The 17,678-nt window shown below is 67.8% G+C and carries 17 protein-coding genes; 9 read left to right on the top strand and 8 right to left on the bottom strand.

Annotated features, from left to right (window positions below; genetic code table 11):
- Window positions 1-6: 6 nt before the first annotated feature.
- The 8 genes from tpx to O1Q03_RS20285 all read right to left on the bottom strand — a co-directional run bounded on the left by tpx (window position 7) and on the right by O1Q03_RS20285 (window position 6,881).
- On the bottom strand, window positions 7-510 hold the full coding sequence (gene tpx, locus O1Q03_RS20320; protein ID WP_269505723.1) for a thiol peroxidase: 504 nt from the start codon (window positions 508-510) through the stop codon (window positions 7-9).
- Window positions 511-582: 72 nt separating this feature from the next.
- Entirely contained in the window at window positions 583-2,091 is a 1,509-nt protein-coding gene (locus O1Q03_RS20315; protein WP_269505721.1) for a DUF3426 domain-containing protein, read from the bottom strand.
- Window positions 2,092-2,136: 45 nt separating this feature from the next.
- On the bottom strand, window positions 2,137-3,039 hold the full coding sequence (prmA, locus tag O1Q03_RS20310; RefSeq protein WP_269505719.1) for a 50S ribosomal protein L11 methyltransferase: 903 nt from the start codon (window positions 3,037-3,039) through the stop codon (window positions 2,137-2,139).
- Window positions 3,040-3,042: 3 nt separating this feature from the next.
- A complete protein-coding gene (accC, locus tag O1Q03_RS20305; protein ID WP_124827195.1) occupies window positions 3,043-4,410 on the bottom strand; it encodes an acetyl-CoA carboxylase biotin carboxylase subunit in 1,368 nt (455 codons plus the stop codon).
- An 84-nt stretch (window positions 4,411-4,494) separates the two neighbouring features.
- Window positions 4,495-4,965 (bottom strand): acetyl-CoA carboxylase biotin carboxyl carrier protein, encoded by a 471-nt coding sequence (gene accB / locus O1Q03_RS20300; protein WP_269505715.1) that lies wholly within the window; start codon window positions 4,963-4,965, stop codon window positions 4,495-4,497.
- 65 nt (window positions 4,966-5,030) lie between these two features.
- A complete protein-coding gene (aroQ, locus tag O1Q03_RS20295; RefSeq protein ID WP_269505714.1) occupies window positions 5,031-5,483 on the bottom strand; it encodes a type II 3-dehydroquinate dehydratase in 453 nt (150 codons plus the stop codon).
- Window positions 5,484-5,677: 194 nt separating this feature from the next.
- Complete coding sequence (locus tag O1Q03_RS20290) at window positions 5,678-6,229, bottom strand: TlpA family protein disulfide reductase (RefSeq protein WP_269505713.1); 552 nt, start codon at window positions 6,227-6,229, stop codon at window positions 5,678-5,680.
- Between the two features lie 7 nt (window positions 6,230-6,236).
- The gene (locus O1Q03_RS20285; protein WP_269505712.1) at window positions 6,237-6,881 is read right to left on the bottom strand and encodes a UDP-N-acetylmuramate--alanine ligase; all 645 of its coding nucleotides are present in this window, start codon (window positions 6,879-6,881) and stop codon (window positions 6,237-6,239) included.
- 123 nt (window positions 6,882-7,004) lie between these two features.
- Here O1Q03_RS20285 and mpl point away from each other — a divergent pair, with 123 nt between their 5' ends.
- The 9 genes from mpl (at window position 7,005) to O1Q03_RS20240 (ending at window position 17,677) form a co-directional block, all read left to right on the top strand.
- Window positions 7,005-8,519, top strand: coding sequence for a UDP-N-acetylmuramate:L-alanyl-gamma-D-glutamyl-meso-diaminopimelate ligase (mpl, locus tag O1Q03_RS20280; protein ID WP_442865816.1), 1,515 nt, complete (start codon window positions 7,005-7,007; stop codon window positions 8,517-8,519).
- Window positions 8,516-9,085, top strand: coding sequence for a YqiA/YcfP family alpha/beta fold hydrolase (locus tag O1Q03_RS20275; RefSeq protein ID WP_269505710.1), 570 nt, complete (start codon window positions 8,516-8,518; stop codon window positions 9,083-9,085). Before mpl ends, O1Q03_RS20275 begins: the two co-directional genes overlap by 4 nt.
- A gap of 81 nt (window positions 9,086-9,166) precedes the next feature.
- On the top strand, window positions 9,167-11,263 hold the full coding sequence (locus O1Q03_RS20270) for a ribonuclease catalytic domain-containing protein (protein WP_269505709.1): 2,097 nt from the start codon (window positions 9,167-9,169) through the stop codon (window positions 11,261-11,263).
- Window positions 11,260-12,126 carry a shikimate dehydrogenase gene (gene aroE, locus O1Q03_RS20265; RefSeq protein WP_269505706.1) on the top strand — a complete coding sequence of 289 codons (867 nt, stop codon included), beginning with the start codon at window positions 11,260-11,262 and terminating at the stop codon, window positions 12,124-12,126. The genes O1Q03_RS20270 and aroE overlap by 4 nt, the downstream gene beginning before the upstream one ends.
- Before the next feature lie 14 nt (window positions 12,127-12,140).
- Window positions 12,141-12,878: a monofunctional biosynthetic peptidoglycan transglycosylase gene (gene mtgA, locus O1Q03_RS20260; protein ID WP_269505705.1), complete on the top strand. Its 738-nt coding sequence runs from the start codon at window positions 12,141-12,143 to the stop codon at window positions 12,876-12,878.
- 434 nt (window positions 12,879-13,312) lie between these two features.
- Window positions 13,313-14,923 (top strand): S10 family peptidase, encoded by a 1,611-nt coding sequence (locus O1Q03_RS20255; protein WP_269505704.1) that lies wholly within the window; start codon window positions 13,313-13,315, stop codon window positions 14,921-14,923.
- Window positions 14,924-15,007: 84 nt separating this feature from the next.
- A complete protein-coding gene (locus O1Q03_RS20250; RefSeq protein ID WP_269505703.1) occupies window positions 15,008-15,409 on the top strand; it encodes an EF-hand domain-containing protein in 402 nt (133 codons plus the stop codon).
- 346 nt (window positions 15,410-15,755) lie between these two features.
- Window positions 15,756-16,655, top strand: a complete 900-nt coding sequence (locus tag O1Q03_RS20245; RefSeq protein ID WP_269505702.1) for an IclR family transcriptional regulator — start codon at window positions 15,756-15,758, stop codon at window positions 16,653-16,655.
- Window positions 16,652-17,677 carry a 2-dehydro-3-deoxygalactonokinase gene (locus O1Q03_RS20240; RefSeq protein WP_269505701.1) on the top strand — a complete coding sequence of 342 codons (1,026 nt, stop codon included), beginning with the start codon at window positions 16,652-16,654 and terminating at the stop codon, window positions 17,675-17,677. Before O1Q03_RS20245 ends, O1Q03_RS20240 begins: the two co-directional genes overlap by 4 nt.
- The last annotated feature ends 1 nt before the right edge of the window (window position 17,678 follow it).

Here is a 17,678-nt window from a genome sequence, read left to right as displayed (position 1 = left end):
AGCGGATTACTTCAGTGCGGCGAGTGCTGCGTCGTAGTTCGGCTCGTCCTTGATCTCGCTGACGAGTTGCGCGTGGATCACCTTGTCCTGCGCGTCGAGCACGACGACCGCGCGTGCGGTCAGGCCGTTCAGCGGGCCGCTCGTCACGTCGACGCCGTACGCGTTCGCGAATGCGCGGCCGCCGCGGAAGGTCGACGCCGTCACGACGTTCGACAGGCCTTCGGTCGTGCAGAAGCGGGTGGCGGCGAACGGCAGGTCACCCGACACGACGATCACGACCGTGTTGTCGAGCGACGATGCGGCTTCGTTGAACTTGCGGGTCGACGTCGCGCAGGTCGGCGTGTCGAGGCTCGGCACGATGTTCAGCACCTTGCGCTTGCCGGCGAAGCTGGCGAGCGACACGTCGGCGAGGTCCTTGCCGACCAGCTTGAAATCGGGCGCTTGCGAGCCGACGGCCGGGAACGTGCCGGCGAGATCGATCGGGTTGCCACCCAGCGTAACTTTGCTCATGTTCGTGCTCCGAAATAGCGCGCCCCTTGGGCGCGCGGGTTGAGACGGCGCGCATGCGCGCGCCGCGGGGCGTCACGGATAGAAGATCTGGACGCGGAAATTCGAGGCGGGCGCGCCGTTCGTGTCGAGACGCACGATCATCGTCTGCGTCGTGCCGGGCGGCAGCCCGGCGTCGATCGGCGTGCCCGGGCGCACGTAGTCGCGCGGCGCGAGCACGCGGCGCACGGTCACGTGATTGGTGTCGTCGAGCAGCGTCAGCTCGAGCGACGGGTACGCGAGCGGGACGCGGTAGCGGTTCGTCAGCGGCACCTTCAGTTCCAGCACGCGCGGGCCGTCGACCTGACGCAGGTCGGTCGCGTCGAGCCGCAGGCCGGCGATCGCGCGCGGCGGCGCGACCGTGCAGCCGAGCGGCGCGCACGCGTGCCGGAACCAGCCCAGCGTGACGGGCCAATGGATCATCAGCGCTTCACGCTGCCACCATGCGAGTTGCGCGACGAGCAGCACCGCGAGCGCGGCGGCGACGAGCCCGCCGAAGAAGCCGCCGATGACCGCGCGTTGCCGCGGCGCGGGCGTCTCGCGGGTGACGGCGAAGGGCGGGCGGTCGTCGTCGGTCAGCGCGGCGGGGAACGGGGTGGCCGGTTGGGCGGCTGGTTGGGCCGCTGGCTCGGCGGCGGCCGCTCCCGGCGCAGCGGCTCGTTCGTGCGCGTGGGTGTCCGGTTCCGGCCCGGCTTGCACCGGCTTGAATGCGAAGCGCGGTTCGCGCGGCGCGTGTTCGTCGTTGGGCGCGACGAAGTGCGCATTGGCGAACGGCTCGGCCGCATCGGCGGCAACCCGTGCATCCGTCGCCGGCGGGGTGCGGGAGACGAAGCGCGGTTCGCGCGGGTCGTGCTCGGCCGACGGTACGGACGACTCACGGCTTTCATACGGAGTCGACTCCGGCTCGGCCGGTTGAGCGGAGGACGCAAAAGCGTGCGGCGTCGACTCCGGTTCGGCCGGTTGAGCGGAGGACGTGAAAGCGTGCGGAGTCGGCTCCGGTTCGGCCGGTCGAGCGGTGGACGTGAAAGCGTGCGGTTCGGCAGCGGTGGGCGCGGTCGGCGCGGGCGTGCCGGCCACGTGAACGACGCCGGCCTCTGTGGCCGGCAGTGCCACCGGCACCAGCGGTTCGGTGCGCACGGTCTGCACGGTGTGCTGCAAGGACGGATCGACGGCAGCGTCGAGCCACGGCGCCCACATGTCCCAGCCTTCCGGCTTGTAGTCGGCATCGGTTGCCGGTTCGGCGGGCGCATCGACGGTGAAGAGCCGCGCGGGCGCGGCGTCGTGTGGCGTGTCGGCGGCAGCCGGCTCGGCCGGTGCCGCTTTGCTCAGGGCCGGCTCAGGCTGCTGCGCCGGCTCGGGCTGCTGCGCCGGCTCGGGCTGCTGCGTCGGCTCGGGCTGCGGCGCCTGCTCGGGAACGAGCGATTGCGATGCGTTGAAGACCTGCTGGCAGTGCCCGCAGCGCACGAGCCCGTCATGCAGCGAGAGCTGTTCCTGCTGCAGCCGGAAGACGGTTTCGCAATGAGGGCAGCGCGTCGCAAGAAGCATGTCGAGCCGGGCGGCCTGCTGGCCAGAGTGAGGGACAGCGCTATTCTAATGGCTTTCCCGCCGGGTTCCGGCGAGGCATACCCAACCTTCGTGTTCGCGCCAGACCGAGATGTCGACGTAGCGCGCGTAGACGGCCGCGACTTCGTCCGCCTGGCGCGCGAGCACGCCCGACAGCGCGATGCGGCCACCCGGTTTCACCTTCGACGCGAGCATCGACGCCATCAGCTTCAGCGGGTTCGACAGGATGTTCGCGACGACGATGTCGAACTCGCCGGACGGACATGCGTCGGGCAGCCCGTACGTGACTTCCGCACGGTTGCGTTCGCTGTTCTGCCGGGCCGATTCGACGGCCTGCGGATCGATGTCGATGCCGACGACGGGGTTCGCCCCGCATTTCTGCGCGAGGATCGCGAGAATGCCCGAGCCGCAGCCGTAGTCGAGCACCGACTGGCCGGGCTTCACCGACTGCTCGAGCCATTCCATGCACAGGCGCGTGGTGGGATGGCTGCCGGTGCCGAATGCGAGACCGGGGTCGAGTTCGAGGATCAGCGCGTCGGGATCGGGTGCGTCGTGCCAGGACGGCACGACCCAGATCCGCTCGCCGATCGGGATCGGCTCGAATTGCGACTGCGTGAGCCGCACCCAGTCCTGCTCCTCGACTTCGCGCACGACGAACTTCGGCGTCTCGGCGACGCCGATTTCGTTCGCGGCCGCCGCGAGCAGCACGGCCGGCTCGTGATCGGGCGACAGCAGCGCGACCACGCGCGAGTGCTGCCACGCGGTACGGTCCGGCACGAGGCCCGGCTCGCCGAAGAGCGGCTGTTCGTCGGGCGTGTCGGCGTCGGCGTCCTCGACCGAAACCGACAGCGCGCCCAGTTCGAGCAGCGCGTCGGACAGCGCCTCCGCGTGCTCACGGGCCAGTTCGACGACGAGTTCGCGATAGCTCATGCTTTACGCTTCTTCCGGTGCGACCTGCTGCTTCTGGGCGAGCCGGTGTTCGAGGTAGTGGATGCTGGTGCCGCCTTCGACGAACTTCGAGTCGATCATCAGCTCGCGGTGCAGCGGGATGTTGGTCTGGATGCCTTCGACGACCATTTCCGACAGCGCGATGCGCATCCGGCGGATTGCCTGGTCGCGCGTTGCGCCGTAGGTGATCAGCTTGCCGATCATCGAATCATAGTTCGGCGGCACGAAATAACCATTGTACGCATGCGAATCGACGCGCACGCCGGGGCCGCCCGGCGTATGCCACGACGTGATCCGGCCCGGCGACGGCGTGAACTTGAACGGATCTTCCGCGTTGATCCGGCATTCGATCGCGTGGCCGCGGAACTGGATGTCGCGCTGGCGCAGCGCGAGTTTCTCGCCGGCCGCGATGCGGATCTGTTCCTGCACGATGTCGACGCCCGTGATCATCTCCGACACCGGGTGCTCGACCTGCACGCGCGTGTTCATCTCGATGAAGTAGAACTCGTTGTTCTCGTACAGGAATTCGAACGTGCCGGCGCCGAGGTAGCCCATCTTCTTGCACGCGTCCGCGCAGCGGTCGCCGATGCGCTCGATCAGGCGGCGCGGAATGCCGGGTGCCGGCGCTTCCTCGATCACCTTCTGGTGACGGCGCTGCATCGAGCAATCGCGCTCGCCGAGCCAGATCGCGTTCTTGTGCGCATCCGACAGCACCTGGATTTCGATGTGGCGCGGGTTCTCGAGGAACTTCTCCATGTACACCTGCGGGTTGCCGAACGCACGGCCGGCTTCCTCGCGGGTCATGTTGACCGCGTTCACGAGCGCGGCCTCGGTGTGCACGACACGCATCCCGCGGCCGCCGCCGCCGCCTGCTGCCTTGATGATCACCGGATAGCCGATCGTGCGCGCAATCTTCACGATCTCCTTCGGATCGTCCGGCAACGCACCTTCCGAACCCGGCACGCACGGCACGCCGGTCTTGATCATGGTCTGCTTCGCGGTGACCTTGTCGCCCATCATGCGGATCGTTTCCGGGCGCGGGCCGATGAACGTGAAGCCGGACTGCTCGACGCGTTCCGCGAAATCGGCGTTCTCCGACAGGAAGCCGTAGCCGGGGTGGATCGCCTCGGCATCGGTGACTTCCGCGGCGCTGATCAGCGCCGGCATGTTCAGGTAGCTCAGATTCGACGGGGCCGGGCCGATACAGACGGCTTCGTCCGCGAGGCGCACGTACTTGGCTTCCTTGTCGGCTTCCGAGTAGACGACCACCGTCTTGACGCCGAGCTCGCGGCACGCACGCTGGATGCGCAGCGCGATTTCACCGCGGTTGGCAATGAGGATTTTTTCAAACATAGCGAGTATTCGTCTCTTCGAGGGGCGCGCGAACGGCGCCTGGCGAGCATCGGCGGCGCGCGGCCGCAGGGCCGCGCAGCGGGCTTAGCCGATCACGAAAAGCGGCTGGCCGTATTCGACGGCCTGGCCGTTCTCGACGAGGATTTCCTTGATCACGCCGGCTTTGTCCGACTCGATCTCGTTGAGCAGCTTCATCGCTTCGATGATGCAGATGGTCTGGCCTTCCTTGACCGTGTCACCGACCTGGACGAATGGATCCGCGCCCGGCGACGGCGCGCGGTAGAACGTGCCGACCATCGGCGACGTCACGACGTGGCCTTGCGGGGCGGCCGGCGCGGCAGCGCCTGCCGGCGCAGCCGCCGCGCCTTCGGTCGGCAGCGCGGCCGAAGGGGCCGGTGCGCTGACCTGCGGGGCAAATCCGGCCGTCTGCTGGACATAGACCGGCGGCGCATTCTTGACGATACGCACCTTGCCTTCGCCCTCTGTCACTTCCAGTTCCGAGATGCCGGATTCGGAAACGAGGTCGATCAGAGTTTTCAGCTTACGAAGATCCATCGGGAATTCCCCTTTCAATACGTGAAAGCGCCGGGTGGGACCGGCGCTGAATCGAGATCGCGAAATCAGCCGCGCGACGCGCCTTGCAGCTTGTCGAGCGCGTACTCGAGCGCGTACAGATAACCTTTCCAGCCCAGCCCGCAGATCACGCCTTCGGCCTGGTCGGAAAAGTAGGAGTGGTGCCTGAACGCTTCGCGGCGATGCACGTTCGACAGATGAATCTCGACGAACGGGATGCCGACGCCGGCGATCGCGTCCCGGATCGCGACGCTCGTGTGCGTATACGCGGCCGGATTGATCAGGATGAAGTCGGTTTGTTCCTGCCGTGCGGCCTGGATGCGGTCGACCAGCGCGCCTTCATGGTTGCTCTGGAACGACGACAGGTCGGCACCCGCTTCCTGCGCACGCGTGGCGAGCGCCTGATCGATCTGCGCCAGCGTGACGTGGCCGTACACCTCCGGTTCCCGGGTGCCGAGAAGGTTCAGGTTGGGGCCGTGCAGCACCAGCAATCGTGTCATGGTCGCTTCTATTTCTGCGGAATTGCGCGAACTTTAGCGCTATTTAGAGAAATTTGTCTAGTTTTGCCGAACGGCCGAGCGCGCCGGACCTGCAAGAATTACCGGTGCGGACGCAAAGTATCGGCGAATTCACGTGAAATTGCGGCGATCCACGCATAAATCGCCGCGAACGTGCCGGCGGCCGTTCCGGGCGATCACAACGCGTCGAGGGTCTTTTTCAGCTCGGCCGGTCGGATTTGTCCTAATTTTGTCTCGCGAATCTTGCCCGTTTCGTCGATGACGACCGTAAACGGCAGGGCGCCGGCGGTATTCCCGAAATTTCGGGTCAGATCTGCGCCGGCGTAACCGCTGACGAAGACGGGATAGTCGACCTTCACCTTCTGCAGGAAGTTCTTCACGTTCTGCTCGGAATCGACGCCGATCCCGATGAAGCGGATCCCTTTCTGCTTGTATTGATGCGACAGCGCGACGAGCTCCGGCATCTCCTCGACGCACGGGCCGCACCACGATGCCCAGAAGTTGACGACGACTTTCTGGCCCTTGAACGACGCGAGCGATGCGGGCTTGCCGTCGACGCCCGCGAGCGACGCGGCCCACAGCTGGTCGACCGGGTTGCCTTGCGCGGGCGCGGCGACGGCGACACCGTCGTCGGCACTGTTGCCGCGGAACCAATGGCCGGCGGCGATCCCGCCGGCGACGGCGGCGGCCGCGACGACCGCGAGCGCCAACATGCGTTTCATCATCATCGTTGAATCATTCCGGTTCGGAAGGGGCGTTGCCTGCGTCGACGAGCGCGCGCAATGCGGCGGCGTCCGCGCGGGCGACCCGGCCGCGCGCGTCGGCCTTGACCGCGCCGCGCAGGTCGTCGCTTGCGTAGAGCGCGACGTGAATGCCGATCGCATCGACGTCGCGCCGCGGGCGCCACAGGAAGCTGAGCGTCTCGACGTCGGCGCGACCGGCGAAATGCCGCGTCTCCGACACGTCGTACTGAACGTTCTGGTTCAGCAGGTAGATCGCGACGTCCTTCGGGTTGTCGGTGAATATCTGCAAATGGATGTCCGAATGCGCGTTCGCGGTGCCGTTCAGCACCGCGCCCGTCACATACGGATTGAAGTCGGCGAGCCGGCGCATCCAGTCGAGGGCGATTTCGCGCAGCCGGCGCAGTTCGTCCGGTTGCGTGTCGCTCTGGAACAGGGCGAGGTACTCGCGCAGTTCTTCCTCGATCAGGTCGTTATCCGGCAGCCATTCGCCGGCAACGCGCGCGTCGCCGAACAGCTGGCGCGCGGCCTTGCGTTTGGCGCTGGCGTAATCGAGGCCGTCTTCCGCGATCAGGCGGGCGGCGGACTGGGCGATTTCCTCGCGGGCGCGCCGCGGGTCGACAAGGGGTTTGCGAGACATGATCCGGCAATCATACTCGATCGCTGCCATGCCCGAACGCGCTGCGGCTGCGTGCCGCCCGCGGTGCCGCCGGGCTCCGGATCCATCGTTCGGGCCGCCGGGCACGGCAGGCCGTCAGTTACAATGGCGGTCTTTGTGTCGCGGCAAAAGTCGTTGCCAGGCGTTGGCCGGGCGTCGGCCGCACGGCCTGTCCGGCGCGCCGCAGACCTCTTTCCGAATCGACGGCGCCCGGCGGCGCGAAAGCATTCATCTATGCACATCCACATTCTTGGCATCTGCGGCACCTTCATGGGCGGTCTTGCCGTGCTCGCGCGCGAGGCGGGCCACACGGTGACGGGTTGCGACGCGGGCGTCTATCCGCCGATGAGCACCCAGCTCGAGGCGCAGGGCATCAAGCTGATCGAGGGCTACGGCGCCGAGCAGATCGAGCTGAAGCCCGACCTGTTCGTGATCGGCAACGTCGTCACGCGCGGCAACCCGTTGATGGAGGCGATCCTCGATCGCGGCCTGCCGTACGTGTCGGGCCCGCAATGGCTGGGCGAACACGTGCTGGCCGGCAAATGGGTGCTCGCGGTCGCGGGCACGCACGGCAAGACGACCACGTCGTCGATGCTCGCGTGGCTGCTGGAAGACGCCGGGCTGAACCCGGGCTTCCTGATCGGTGGCGTGCCGCTGAACTTCGGCGTATCGGCGCGGCTGACCGATTCGAGCTTCTTCGTGATTGAAGCCGACGAATACGACACCGCGTTCTTCGACAAGCGCTCGAAGTTCGTCCACTACCGGCCGCGCACCGCGGTGCTCAATAACCTCGAATTCGATCACGCCGACATCTTCCCCGATCTCGCTGCGATCGAAACGCAATTCCATCATCTCGTGCGCACCGTGCCGGGCGTCGGCCGCATCGTCACGAACGGCCGCTCGGACGCGCTCGAGCGCGTGCTCGCGCGCGGCTGCTGGAGCGAAGTCGAACGTTTCGGCGTCGACGGCGGCTGGCAGGCGCTGCCGGCCGAGGACGGCGTGCCGGTCGACGAGCGCTTCGCGGTGTATTCGCACGCCGGGCGCGTCGGCGAAGTCGCGTGGCAGGTGCAGGGCGATCACAACCGGATGAACGCGCTCGCAGCGATCGCGGCCGCGCGCCACGTGGGCGTGCCGCCCGCGCAGGCGGCCGAATCCCTCGCATCGTTCCGCAACGTGAAGCGGCGCATGGAAGTGCGCGGCAGCGTCGACGGCGTGACCGTCTACGACGACTTCGCGCACCATCCGACCGCGATCGAAACCACGATCGCCGGCCTTCGCGCGCGAATCGGCCGCCAACATTCGCGCATCCTCGCCGTGCTCGAGCCGCGCTCGAACACGATGAAGCTCGGCGTGATGAAGGCGCAACTGCCGGCGAGCCTCGCCGACGCCGATCTCGTGTTCGGCTACGGCGCGCCGACCGGGCGCGACGCGCTCGGCTGGAACCTCGGCGATGCGCTCGCGCCGCTCGGCGACAAGGCGCGCGCGTTCGACGATCTGCATCTGCTGGTGAAGTCGGTCGTCGAAGCCGCGCGCCCGGGCGACCACGTGCTCGTGATGAGCAACGGCGGCTTCGGCGGCGTGCACCAGAAGCTGCTCGATGCGCTCGGGAGCTGCGCGTGATCCTGTATCTGCACGGGTTCCGCTCGTCGCCCGAGTCGCAGAAGTCGCGGCTGCTCGCTGCCCGGATGGCCGAGCTCGGCCGCACGAGCGAGTGGCGCTGCCCGTCGCTGTCGGTGTCGCCGCTCGACGCGATCGCGGTGGCCCAGGCCGAGGTGGCCGGCGCGCGCGACGTGACGGTGATCGGCAGCTCGCTCGGCGGCTACTACGCAACCTGGCTGGCGGAGCGGCACGGCTGGAAGGCGGTGCTGCTGAATCCGGCGATCGTGCCGCAGCGCGATCTCGAACAGTATCTGGGCGAACAGCCGCTGTGGCATGGCGGCGGGTCGATCATCGTCGAGCGCCGGCACCTGCACGAACTCGATGCGCTGCGCGTGCCGGCGATTTCGCGGCCCGAACGCTACTATCTGTTCGCGGCGACCGGCGACGAAGTGCTCGACTACCGCGAGATGCTCGCCCACTACCCGGGCGCGAAGACGCGCGTGATCGAAGGCAGCGATCACGGAATCAGCGAATTTGCCGACTATGTCGACGACGTGCTCGCTTTTTGCGACGACAGAACGTCATGAACCCGGCGTCATGCCGATCGAATTCCCATCATCATGCGGCGCCGCCGATGCGGCGCCCGGCAGTCTGAACGAGAGTACTGAGTGAACGTTTTCTTCGAGGAATCGGGCAGTTTCAAGGCGGGCAGCGTGCTGTCGCGCCAGGGCGACGCATTTCAGGTCGAGTTGCCCGGCGGGCGGCGCGCGAAGGTACGCGCTAAAGACGTGCTGATCGAATTCGACAAGCCGGCCGCGGGCGAGCTGATGCAGGAAGCCGATACTGCCGCGCAGCAGATCGATCTGGACTTCCTGTGGGAATGCGCGCCCGCCGAGGAGTTCGCGTACACGGCGCTGGCCGCCGAGTACTTCGGCGCGACCTATGGCCCGGTCGAGCGCGCGGCGCTCGTGCTGCGGCTGCACGGCTCGCCCGTCTACTTCCGCCGCAAGGGGCGCGGCCAGTATCAGCGCGCGCCGGAAGAGCAGCTGAAGATGGCGCTCGCGGCGCTCGAGCGCAAGCGCCAGCAGGCGCTCGTGCAGGCGCAGTACGAAGAGGAACTGAAGGCCGGCAAGCTGCCGGAATCGTTCGCCGGCAAGGTGCTCGGGCTGCTGACGCGGCCGGACAAGAATTCGATCGAATACAAGGCGATGGAAGCGGCGGCCGGCGCGCGCGGCGTGTCGCCGGCGCGGCTGATGCTCGACTGCGGCGGCATCGCGTCGCCGCGTGCGCTGCACGAGGCGCGTTTCCTCGCGGAGTTCTTCCCGCACGGCACGGGCTTTCCGCCCGTCACGGTCGGCCCGCTGCCGGACGACCTGCCGCGCGCGGACGTCCAGGCATTCTCGATCGACGACATCACGACGACCGAAATCGACGACGCGTTCTCGGTCGAGCACCTGGCCGACGGCCGCGTGCGGATCGGCGTGCACATCGCGGCGCCGGCGCTCGGCATCGTGCGCGGCGACGCGGTCGATGCGATCGCGCGCGCACGCCTGTCGACCGTCTACATGCCGGGCGACAAGATCACGATGCTGCCGGACGACGTCGTCGACGTGTTCACGCTGAAAGAGGGCGACTACCGCCCGGCGCTGTCGCTGTACATCATCGTCAACCGCGAAACGCAGGACATCGTCGCGAACGAGACGCGCGCCGAGCTCGTGTACGTGAAGAACAACCTGCGTCACAACACGCTCGACGAGCTCGTCACCGAAGAGACGCTCGCGGCCGGCACCGGCGACTACCCGCACAAGGACGACATCGCCGTGCTGTGGCCGCTCGCGCAGGCGCTGTTCGAGAAGCGCCAGGTCGCGCGCGCGGGCTACGGCCTGAAGCGCGAGGTGCAGCGCAACACCGACTACAACTTCTACGTCGAAGGCGAGCACGTGTCGATCACGCCGCGTCGCCGCGGCTCGCCCCTCGACCTGATCGTGTCGGAGCTCGCGATTCTCGCGAACTCGACGTGGGGCGCGTTCCTGCACGATCACACGGTGCCGGGCATCTACCGCTCGCAGCGCGGCTTCGGCGCGCCGGGCCCGAAGCGCACGCGGATGCAGACGACGGCCGCGCCGCACGAAGGCCTCGGCGTCGCGCAGTACGCATGGAGCACGTCGCCGCTGCGCCGTTACGTCGACCTCGTGAACCAGTGGCAGCTGCTCGCGTGCGTGCAGCATGGCGTGACGGCCAAGCTCGCCGCACCGTTCAAGCCGAAGGACGCCGATCTCTACGCGGTCGTGCAGGGCTTCGACGACACCTATACCGCTTACGCCGACTACCAGCGCCGGATGGAGTACTTCTGGTGCCTGCGCTGGCTCGCGCAGGAGCAGAAGAAGCAGGTCGTCGCGAGCGTCGTGAAGGGCGATCTCGTGCGCCTCGAGGAAATCCCGCTGCTGCTGCACGTGCCGGGGCTCGGCGTGCATGCGCGCGGCACCCGCGTGCTGCTCGACGTGATGTCGCTCGACGAGCTGACGATCGAGGCATCGGTGCGCCTCTTGAACGTGCTCGACGCGCCGACGGTCACGAGCGGTGACGCGGCCGACGACGAGGAAGAGACCGAAGGCGGCGACGACACGCTGGTCGATGCGGAAGACGCGTCGGCTGAAACCGAAGCCGAAGCGCTGGCCGAGTCGGACGGCGCGGCGGCCGAAGGCGGCGATCCGGCAAGCGGCAGCGGCGCCGATAATGGCAGCGACCAGGGGCGCGCATCATGAACGCGGCCGTATCGACGGGCGGCGCCGACCGCTATGTAGTGTTCGGCAATCCGGTGGCGCACAGCAAGTCGCCGTTCATCCACACGCAGTTCGCCGCGCAGACCGGCGAGGCGATCGTCTACGAACACCGGCTCGCGCCGCTCGACGGCTTCGAGCCCGCCGTGCGCGCGTTCATCGCCGAAGGCGGCCGCGGCGCGAACGTGACGGTGCCGTTCAAGCTCGACGCGCATGCGCTCGCCGACACGCTGTCGCCGCGCGCGGCGGCAGCGGGCGCGGTGAACACGCTGCGCATCGACGCCGACGGCCGCATCTACGGCGACAACACCGATGGCGTCGGCCTCGTGCGCGACATCGAACTGAATCTCGGCGTGTCGCTGGCGGGTGCACGCATCCTGCTGCTCGGCGCGGGCGGCGCCGCGCGCGGCGTCGTGCTGCCGATGCTCGAGCGCGCGCCGCTGTCGATCACGATCGCGAACCGCACGGCGAGCAAGGCCGAGACGCTCGTCGGCCAGTTCACGCAGGCCGCGCACGATGCGGGGTGCGTGCTGGCGGGCGGCGGCCCGGAGGCGGTGCGCGAGCAGCGCTACGACGTGATCGTCAACGCGACGGCCGGCAGCCTCGATGCGGCGCTGCCGGAATGCGACCCGGCCGCGTTCGGCGCGGGCACGCTCGCGTACGACATGATGTACGGCGCGCAGCCGACCGTGTTCATGCAGCATGCAGCGTCGCTCGGCGCACGCACGGCCGACGGCCTCGGGATGCTGGTCGAGCAGGCCGCCGAGTCGTTCTTCATCTGGCGTGGCGTGCGGCCGGACGGCGCGCCGGTGCTCGCGGCGCTGCGCCAGGCGCTCGCCGCGAACTGAACGGAGCGCGGCAGGTGGTGGCGGTGAGCGACGCGCAGCGCACGCGGACGGCGAGCCCGGCCCGCTGGATCGTCTATGCGGGTTCGGTGTTCGCGGGCGCGTGGCTCGCGACGCAACTGTTCTATCTCGTGCAGATCGCGCTGTGGTCGTTCATCAATCCCGGTTCGACCGCGTTCATGCGTACCGACGCATGGTGGCTGTCGCGCGAGAATCCGCCTGCGCAGATCCGGCACCAGTGGGTGCCGTACGACCAGATCTCGCGCAACCTGAAGCGCGCGCTGATCGCGTCCGAGGATTCGACGTTCGCGACCAACAACGGCTACGACGTCGACGCGATCCTGCAGGCGTGGGAGAAGAACAAGGCGCGCGGCCGGATCGTCGCGGGCGGTTCGACGATCACGCAGCAGCTCGCGCGCAACCTGTTCCTGTCGCGCGAGAAGAGCTACATCCGCAAGGGGCAGGAACTCATCATCACGTGGATGCTCGAGACGGTGCTCGACAAGGAGCGGATCTTCGAGATCTACCTGAATTCGGTCGAGTGGGGGCGCGGCGTGTACGGCGCCGAGGCCGCCGCACGCTATTACTACAAGATTCCCGCAAGCCGGCTCGGCGCATGGCAGTCGGCGCGCCTCGCGGTGATGCTGCCGAAGCCGCGCTGGTTCGACACGCATCGCGGCTCGGCCTATCAGGCGCAGCGCGCGGCCGTCATCGCCCGCCGGATGGGCGCGGCCGAACTCCCGCAATCGCAGTGATGCCGTGAGCGGCGCACGCGCGCCGCTCCATCCTCCGTTCCGTCGCCCAAGCAGCATTGGTGCGCTGCAGCGCGTTCGTGTCGCGCGCATTTCGGACTGCATCCATTAGACGAATCCGTCTATTTCGCTTTACTGAATGATCTCGGCAGCCGCGTGATTTTGATTGCCGATATGGCGCGGGATCTGCGGATTTTTAGTGCTTCGCGATAAACGCGACATGCGGTGAAAGGCCACTGAAACTGAATGGTTCGTCAATCGAAGCATTGGTGAAAGGTGTGCGCTGCACCCACTTCGCGCCAAACATTTCCACATTTTTCAAAGCCAGCCTGCTCGCGTATATTGGCCAGCGCCTCGGCTTATCGGCCGCAATCGAGGCGGGGGGCGGCTTACCGGGCTGCTCGACACAAAAAACATTCGAGAGAAGGAAAGCAACGATGCCAGCGAGCAAAGCGAAGCTGTTGTTGGGGGTTGTGTTCTCTTCGCTGATCCTGACGGCCTGCAACGACGACGTGACGTCGTCTGCTGCGACAGCCGCCGACAGTTCAGCCGATTCCGCCGCTCAGGTCGACAAGCCGTACAACGATCCGAACAGTTATTCGTCGAGTGCGACCGCGTCGCTCGACGCGTCCGCCGCGGTCGAAAAGGCCGCCGTCACGCATCACACGATCACGCTGAACGGCCGGACGATCCGCTACACGGCCACGGCCGGCCACCTCGTCGCGCGCAATCCGCAGACGGGCGCACCCGAAGCATCGTTCTTCTACGTCGCGTACACGGCCGACAACCAGCCCGCGGCGAAGCGGCCCGTCACGTTCCTGTACAACGGCGGCCCCGGCTCGGCATCGGTGTGGCTGCATCTCGGCTCGTTCGGCCCGAAACGGATCCAGACGGGCGACCCGAACGCGAACACGTCGACGTTCCCGTTCGTCGACAACGCGGAAAGCCTGCTCGACACGACCGACCTCGTGTTCGTCGACGCGATCGGCACCGGGTACTCCGAAGCCATCGCGCCGAACACGAACCAGACGTTCTGGGGCGTCGACCAGGACGGCGGCGCGTTCCGCGACTTCGTCACGCGCTACCTCGCGGTGAACCAGCGCAACGATTCGCCGAAATACCTGTTCGGCGAATCGTACGGCACGCCGCGCACCGACGTGCTCGCGAACCTGCTCGAGACGGCCGGCGTGAACCTGGCCGGGATCGTGCTGCAATCGTCGATCCTGAACTACAACGCGAACTGCGACATGGCGAGCGACTACATCGGCAACTCGAACAACGGGTCGAGCCCGGTCAGCTGCGCGGGCTTCGTGCCGTCCTACGGCACCGTCGGCGCGTACTACCAGCTCGACAATCCGAATCCGTCGAGCCTGCCGCAGTACGCGGACCAGATGCGCATGCTGACGGCCGGCAGCTATGCGCCGGCGGTGAACGCGTATCTCGCGAGCCATACGCCGCCGTCGCCGACGCTCGTCACGACGATGGTGAATTCGACCGGCGTGAAGCAGGCGCTATGGAACGCCGACTTCAACGTGGTCCCGACCTTCTTCGACAACAGCTTCCAGGTGTCGCTGATCCCTGGCACGCTGATCGGCCGCTACGACGCGCGCGTGAACGTGCCGTCGTCGAGCCCGCTCGCGACGGACGGCGACCCGTCGAGCACGTTCATCACGAAACCGTTCATCGACACGATCGGCGCCTATCTGCCGAACGTGCTGAAGTACAGCGCGCAATCCGCGTATTCGCTGAGCAGCAACGCGATCGACACGTGGGACTGGACGCACGACGGCCTCGCGATGCCCGACACGATCCCCGATCTCGCCGCGGCGCTCACGCTCAATCCGTCGTTGAAGGTGCTGTCGCTGAACGGGTATCACGACATCGCGACGCCGTTCTACCAGACCGAACTCGACCTCGCGCGGCTCGGCACGCAACCGAACCTGACGATCAAGGACTATCAGGGTGGACACATGGTCTATCTCGACGATACGTCGCGTCCGCAGGAGAAAGCCGACCTCGTGACCTTCTACAACGCGGCCGCGCACTGATGCGATGTGCGGGCCTGGCGACGCGCGCCCGTAGCGGCGCCGTTCGCCGGCCGTCGACGACCTCATTCCAGACTGGAGCCTGACATGAAGAAACGTTTCATCGTCGTTGCCGCGGCGCTTGCATGCGGCGGCGTTGCATCCGTGTCCCTGTCCGCGTTCGCGCAGGCGAGCGACGCCGTTGCGCCGGCGCGGGCGCGCCAGGCGCAGCTCGGCGATCCGTACGTGCCGCCGGCGGCGCGCAAGCCGACCGCCGGCACGCAGACGACCGGCGCCGCGCTGCACGCGCAGGTGGTGCGCAAGCTCGCGCGGCAGTTCGACGCAGCCGACACGCAGAACAGCGGGTCGATCACGCAGGCGCAGGCGCGCGCGGCCGGCCTCGGCTATGTCGCGAACCACTTCCGGCAGATCGACACCGGCGGCAGCGGCCGCGTGTCGTTCTCCGACGTCCAGCGCTACATGCAGGCGCGCAGCGCGAACCAGCAGTAGTGCGGCGTGCATGATCAAACGGGGGCGGAACGTGCGATGCGGCAGGTTCCGCCCCCGTGCACATGACACGGCCGTTTCGCGACGACCTGGTGCGCTTGTCACCGTTTATCTCATTATCTGGACAACGCATTCAAATATTGGAGACGAATGCGTGCGCTCCTACAATCCGAAGCACATCGACAGCTTCGGACCCACGCATCGCGCGGCGCCCGAGCACACGGAGACACATCCATGAAGTTCGCCGGGCGCTTTCCTCGGTGCATCGACCGCCGCTTTGCCGCGTCGCCGGACGCCGTTCCGGCATTGCGACAACGGCTTCACCGATTCCGCTGAAGAAGCCTGTTCCATGACCAAGATGCCCGAATCCCTCGCTCTCGACGCCCGGCGCGCGACGCCGGACGATGCGCCGCTCACGGACAGCATCGGCGCCACGAGCACGCCGCTCGACCTCGCCGCGCAGCAGGCCGGCACGCAGACGCTGCTGCGCGGCCTCGCGATCCTCGAGGCGATCGCCAACGGCGCGCGTGACATGCGCGCGATCGGCGCCGCGCTCGGCACGACGCGCAGCACGACGCACCGGCTCGTCAGCAGTCTCGTGCAGGCGCGCTACCTGCGCCAGGTGCAAGGCGGCTACCTGCTCGGCCCGAAGCTGATCGAACTCGGCACGATCGCGCTCGAACAGATGCCGCTCACGGCGGTGGCGCGACCGCACCTCGAAGCGCTCGCGGAAGCGACGCTCGACACGATTCACCTCGGCGTGCGCGACGGCGACGACGTGCTGTACATCGACAAGATTCCCGGCACGCGCGGCCTCGAGATGCGCTCGCGCGTCGGCCACCGGATGCCGCTCGCGTCGACCGGAATCGGCAAGGCGATGATGCTCGACCTCGATCCGGATCTGTGGCGCTCGCTGTTCGAGGCCGCGCGGCGTGCGCTGGCCGGCGTCAATTTCAAGCCGGACAACCGCCCCGAAACGAACGCGTTCCTGCAGCGCATGGCGCATTACGCAGCCGGCGGCTACACGTTCGATCTCGAGGAGAACGAAGCGTCGATCCGTTGCGTCGCCGCGCCGATCCGCGATGCATCGGGTGCGATCGTCGCGGCCGTGTCGGTCGCGAGCACGATTCCGTACATGCCGCACGACCGGATGGACGAACTGATACCGCTCGTGCAGCGCGAAGCGCGCGCGATTTCCGCGGAGCTGGGCTGGAGCCCGCCGCAGGGTACCCGCAGGATCAAACGATGACCCATTCGACCCGGCCCGCTTCGGACGCCAACTCCGCCGCCCCGTCGCTGATCGCGCTCGACTGGGGCACGACGTCGCTGCGCGCGTATCTGTTCGATGCGCACGGCGCGCTCATCGACACGCGCAGCCGCGCGGCGGGCGTGATGCATGTGCCGGCCGGCGGCGCGCGCGCGTTCGACGTCGTGTTCGAGGAAGCGTGCGGCGACTGGCTCGACCGCGCGCCGGGCGTGCCGGTGCTTGCGGCCGGGATGGTCGGCAGCGCGCAGGGCTGGCGCGAGGCGCCGTACGTCGCGGTGCCGGCCGGCGCGGACGCGCTCGTCGCGGGCCTCGTCACGGTGACGACGGCGCGCGGCACCACGGTGTCGATCGTGCCGGGCGTGATCGCGACGGGCGAGCTGCCCGACGTGATGCGCGGCGAAGAAACGCAGATATTCGGCGCGCTCGCGAACGATCCCATGCTTGATGCCGATCGTTCAGGGCTACTGATCGGCTTGCCGGGCACGCACGCGAAGTGGGCGTGGGTGAAGGACGGGCTGATCGAGCGCTTCCAGACTTTCATGACGGGCGAGCTGTTCGCCGCGCTGCGCGACCACACGATCCTCGGCCGCACGATGCGCGCGAGTGCATCGGGCGACCGCGCGGCGTTCGCGCGCGGCGTGACGGTGGCGCGCGGCGCGCAGCGCACCGGGCTGCTCGCGACGATCTTCAGCACGCGCACGCTCGGCCTGACCGACCGGCTCGCGGCCGATGCGCAGGGCGACTATCTGTCGGGCCTTTTGATCGGCCACGAACTGAATGCGCTCGACGCGATGCTCGCGGAGCGCGGCGTCGCGCTCGCGAACCAGCCGCTGCTGCTGATCGGCGACGACGGATTGTGCGCGCGCTACGTGGATGCGCTGCGCGTGTTCGGCTGCACGCATGCGCGCGTCGTCGCGCAGGCGACCGAGCGCGGGCTGTGGTGCATCGCGTCGCGCGCGGGGCTCGTGCGTGCGGACGGCGAGCCCGTCTGCGCGCACCAATGAA

This window comes from Burkholderia sp. IMCC1007, assembly GCF_027257875.1.
In the GTDB taxonomy this organism is placed as follows: domain Bacteria; phylum Pseudomonadota; class Gammaproteobacteria; order Burkholderiales; family Burkholderiaceae; genus Burkholderia.
This window is presented reverse-complemented; position numbering and strand designations above follow the sequence as displayed.

What these genes read in the sequence shown, in the direction of transcription:
- tpx (WP_269505723.1), bottom strand. Translation starts at nt 510, where the DNA reads ATGAGCAAAGTTACGCTGGGTGGCAACCCGATCGATCTCGCCGGCACG.
- O1Q03_RS20315 (WP_269505721.1), bottom strand. Translation starts at nt 2,091, where the DNA reads ATGCTTCTTGCGACGCGCTGCCCTCATTGCGAAACCGTCTTCCGGCTG.
- prmA (WP_269505719.1), bottom strand. Translation starts at nt 3,039, where the DNA reads ATGAGCTATCGCGAACTCGTCGTCGAACTGGCCCGTGAGCACGCGGAG.
- accC (WP_124827195.1), bottom strand. Translation starts at nt 4,410, where the DNA reads ATGTTTGAAAAAATCCTCATTGCCAACCGCGGTGAAATCGCGCTGCGC.
- accB (WP_269505715.1), bottom strand. Translation starts at nt 4,965, where the DNA reads ATGGATCTTCGTAAGCTGAAAACTCTGATCGACCTCGTTTCCGAATCC.
- aroQ (WP_269505714.1), bottom strand. Translation starts at nt 5,483, where the DNA reads ATGACACGATTGCTGGTGCTGCACGGCCCCAACCTGAACCTTCTCGGC.
- O1Q03_RS20290 (WP_269505713.1), bottom strand. Translation starts at nt 6,229, where the DNA reads ATGATGATGAAACGCATGTTGGCGCTCGCGGTCGTCGCGGCCGCCGCC.
- O1Q03_RS20285 (WP_269505712.1), bottom strand. Translation starts at nt 6,881, where the DNA reads ATGTCTCGCAAACCCCTTGTCGACCCGCGGCGCGCCCGCGAGGAAATC.
- mpl (WP_442865816.1), top strand. Translation starts at nt 7,005, where the DNA reads ATGGCGGTCTTTGTGTCGCGGCAAAAGTCGTTGCCAGGCGTTGGCCGG.
- aroE (WP_269505706.1), top strand. Translation starts at nt 11,260, where the DNA reads ATGAACGCGGCCGTATCGACGGGCGGCGCCGACCGCTATGTAGTGTTC.
- O1Q03_RS20255 (WP_269505704.1), top strand. Translation starts at nt 13,313, where the DNA reads ATGCCAGCGAGCAAAGCGAAGCTGTTGTTGGGGGTTGTGTTCTCTTCG.
- O1Q03_RS20250 (WP_269505703.1), top strand. Translation starts at nt 15,008, where the DNA reads ATGAAGAAACGTTTCATCGTCGTTGCCGCGGCGCTTGCATGCGGCGGC.
- O1Q03_RS20245 (WP_269505702.1), top strand. Translation starts at nt 15,756, where the DNA reads ATGACCAAGATGCCCGAATCCCTCGCTCTCGACGCCCGGCGCGCGACG.
- O1Q03_RS20240 (WP_269505701.1), top strand. Translation starts at nt 16,652, where the DNA reads ATGACCCATTCGACCCGGCCCGCTTCGGACGCCAACTCCGCCGCCCCG.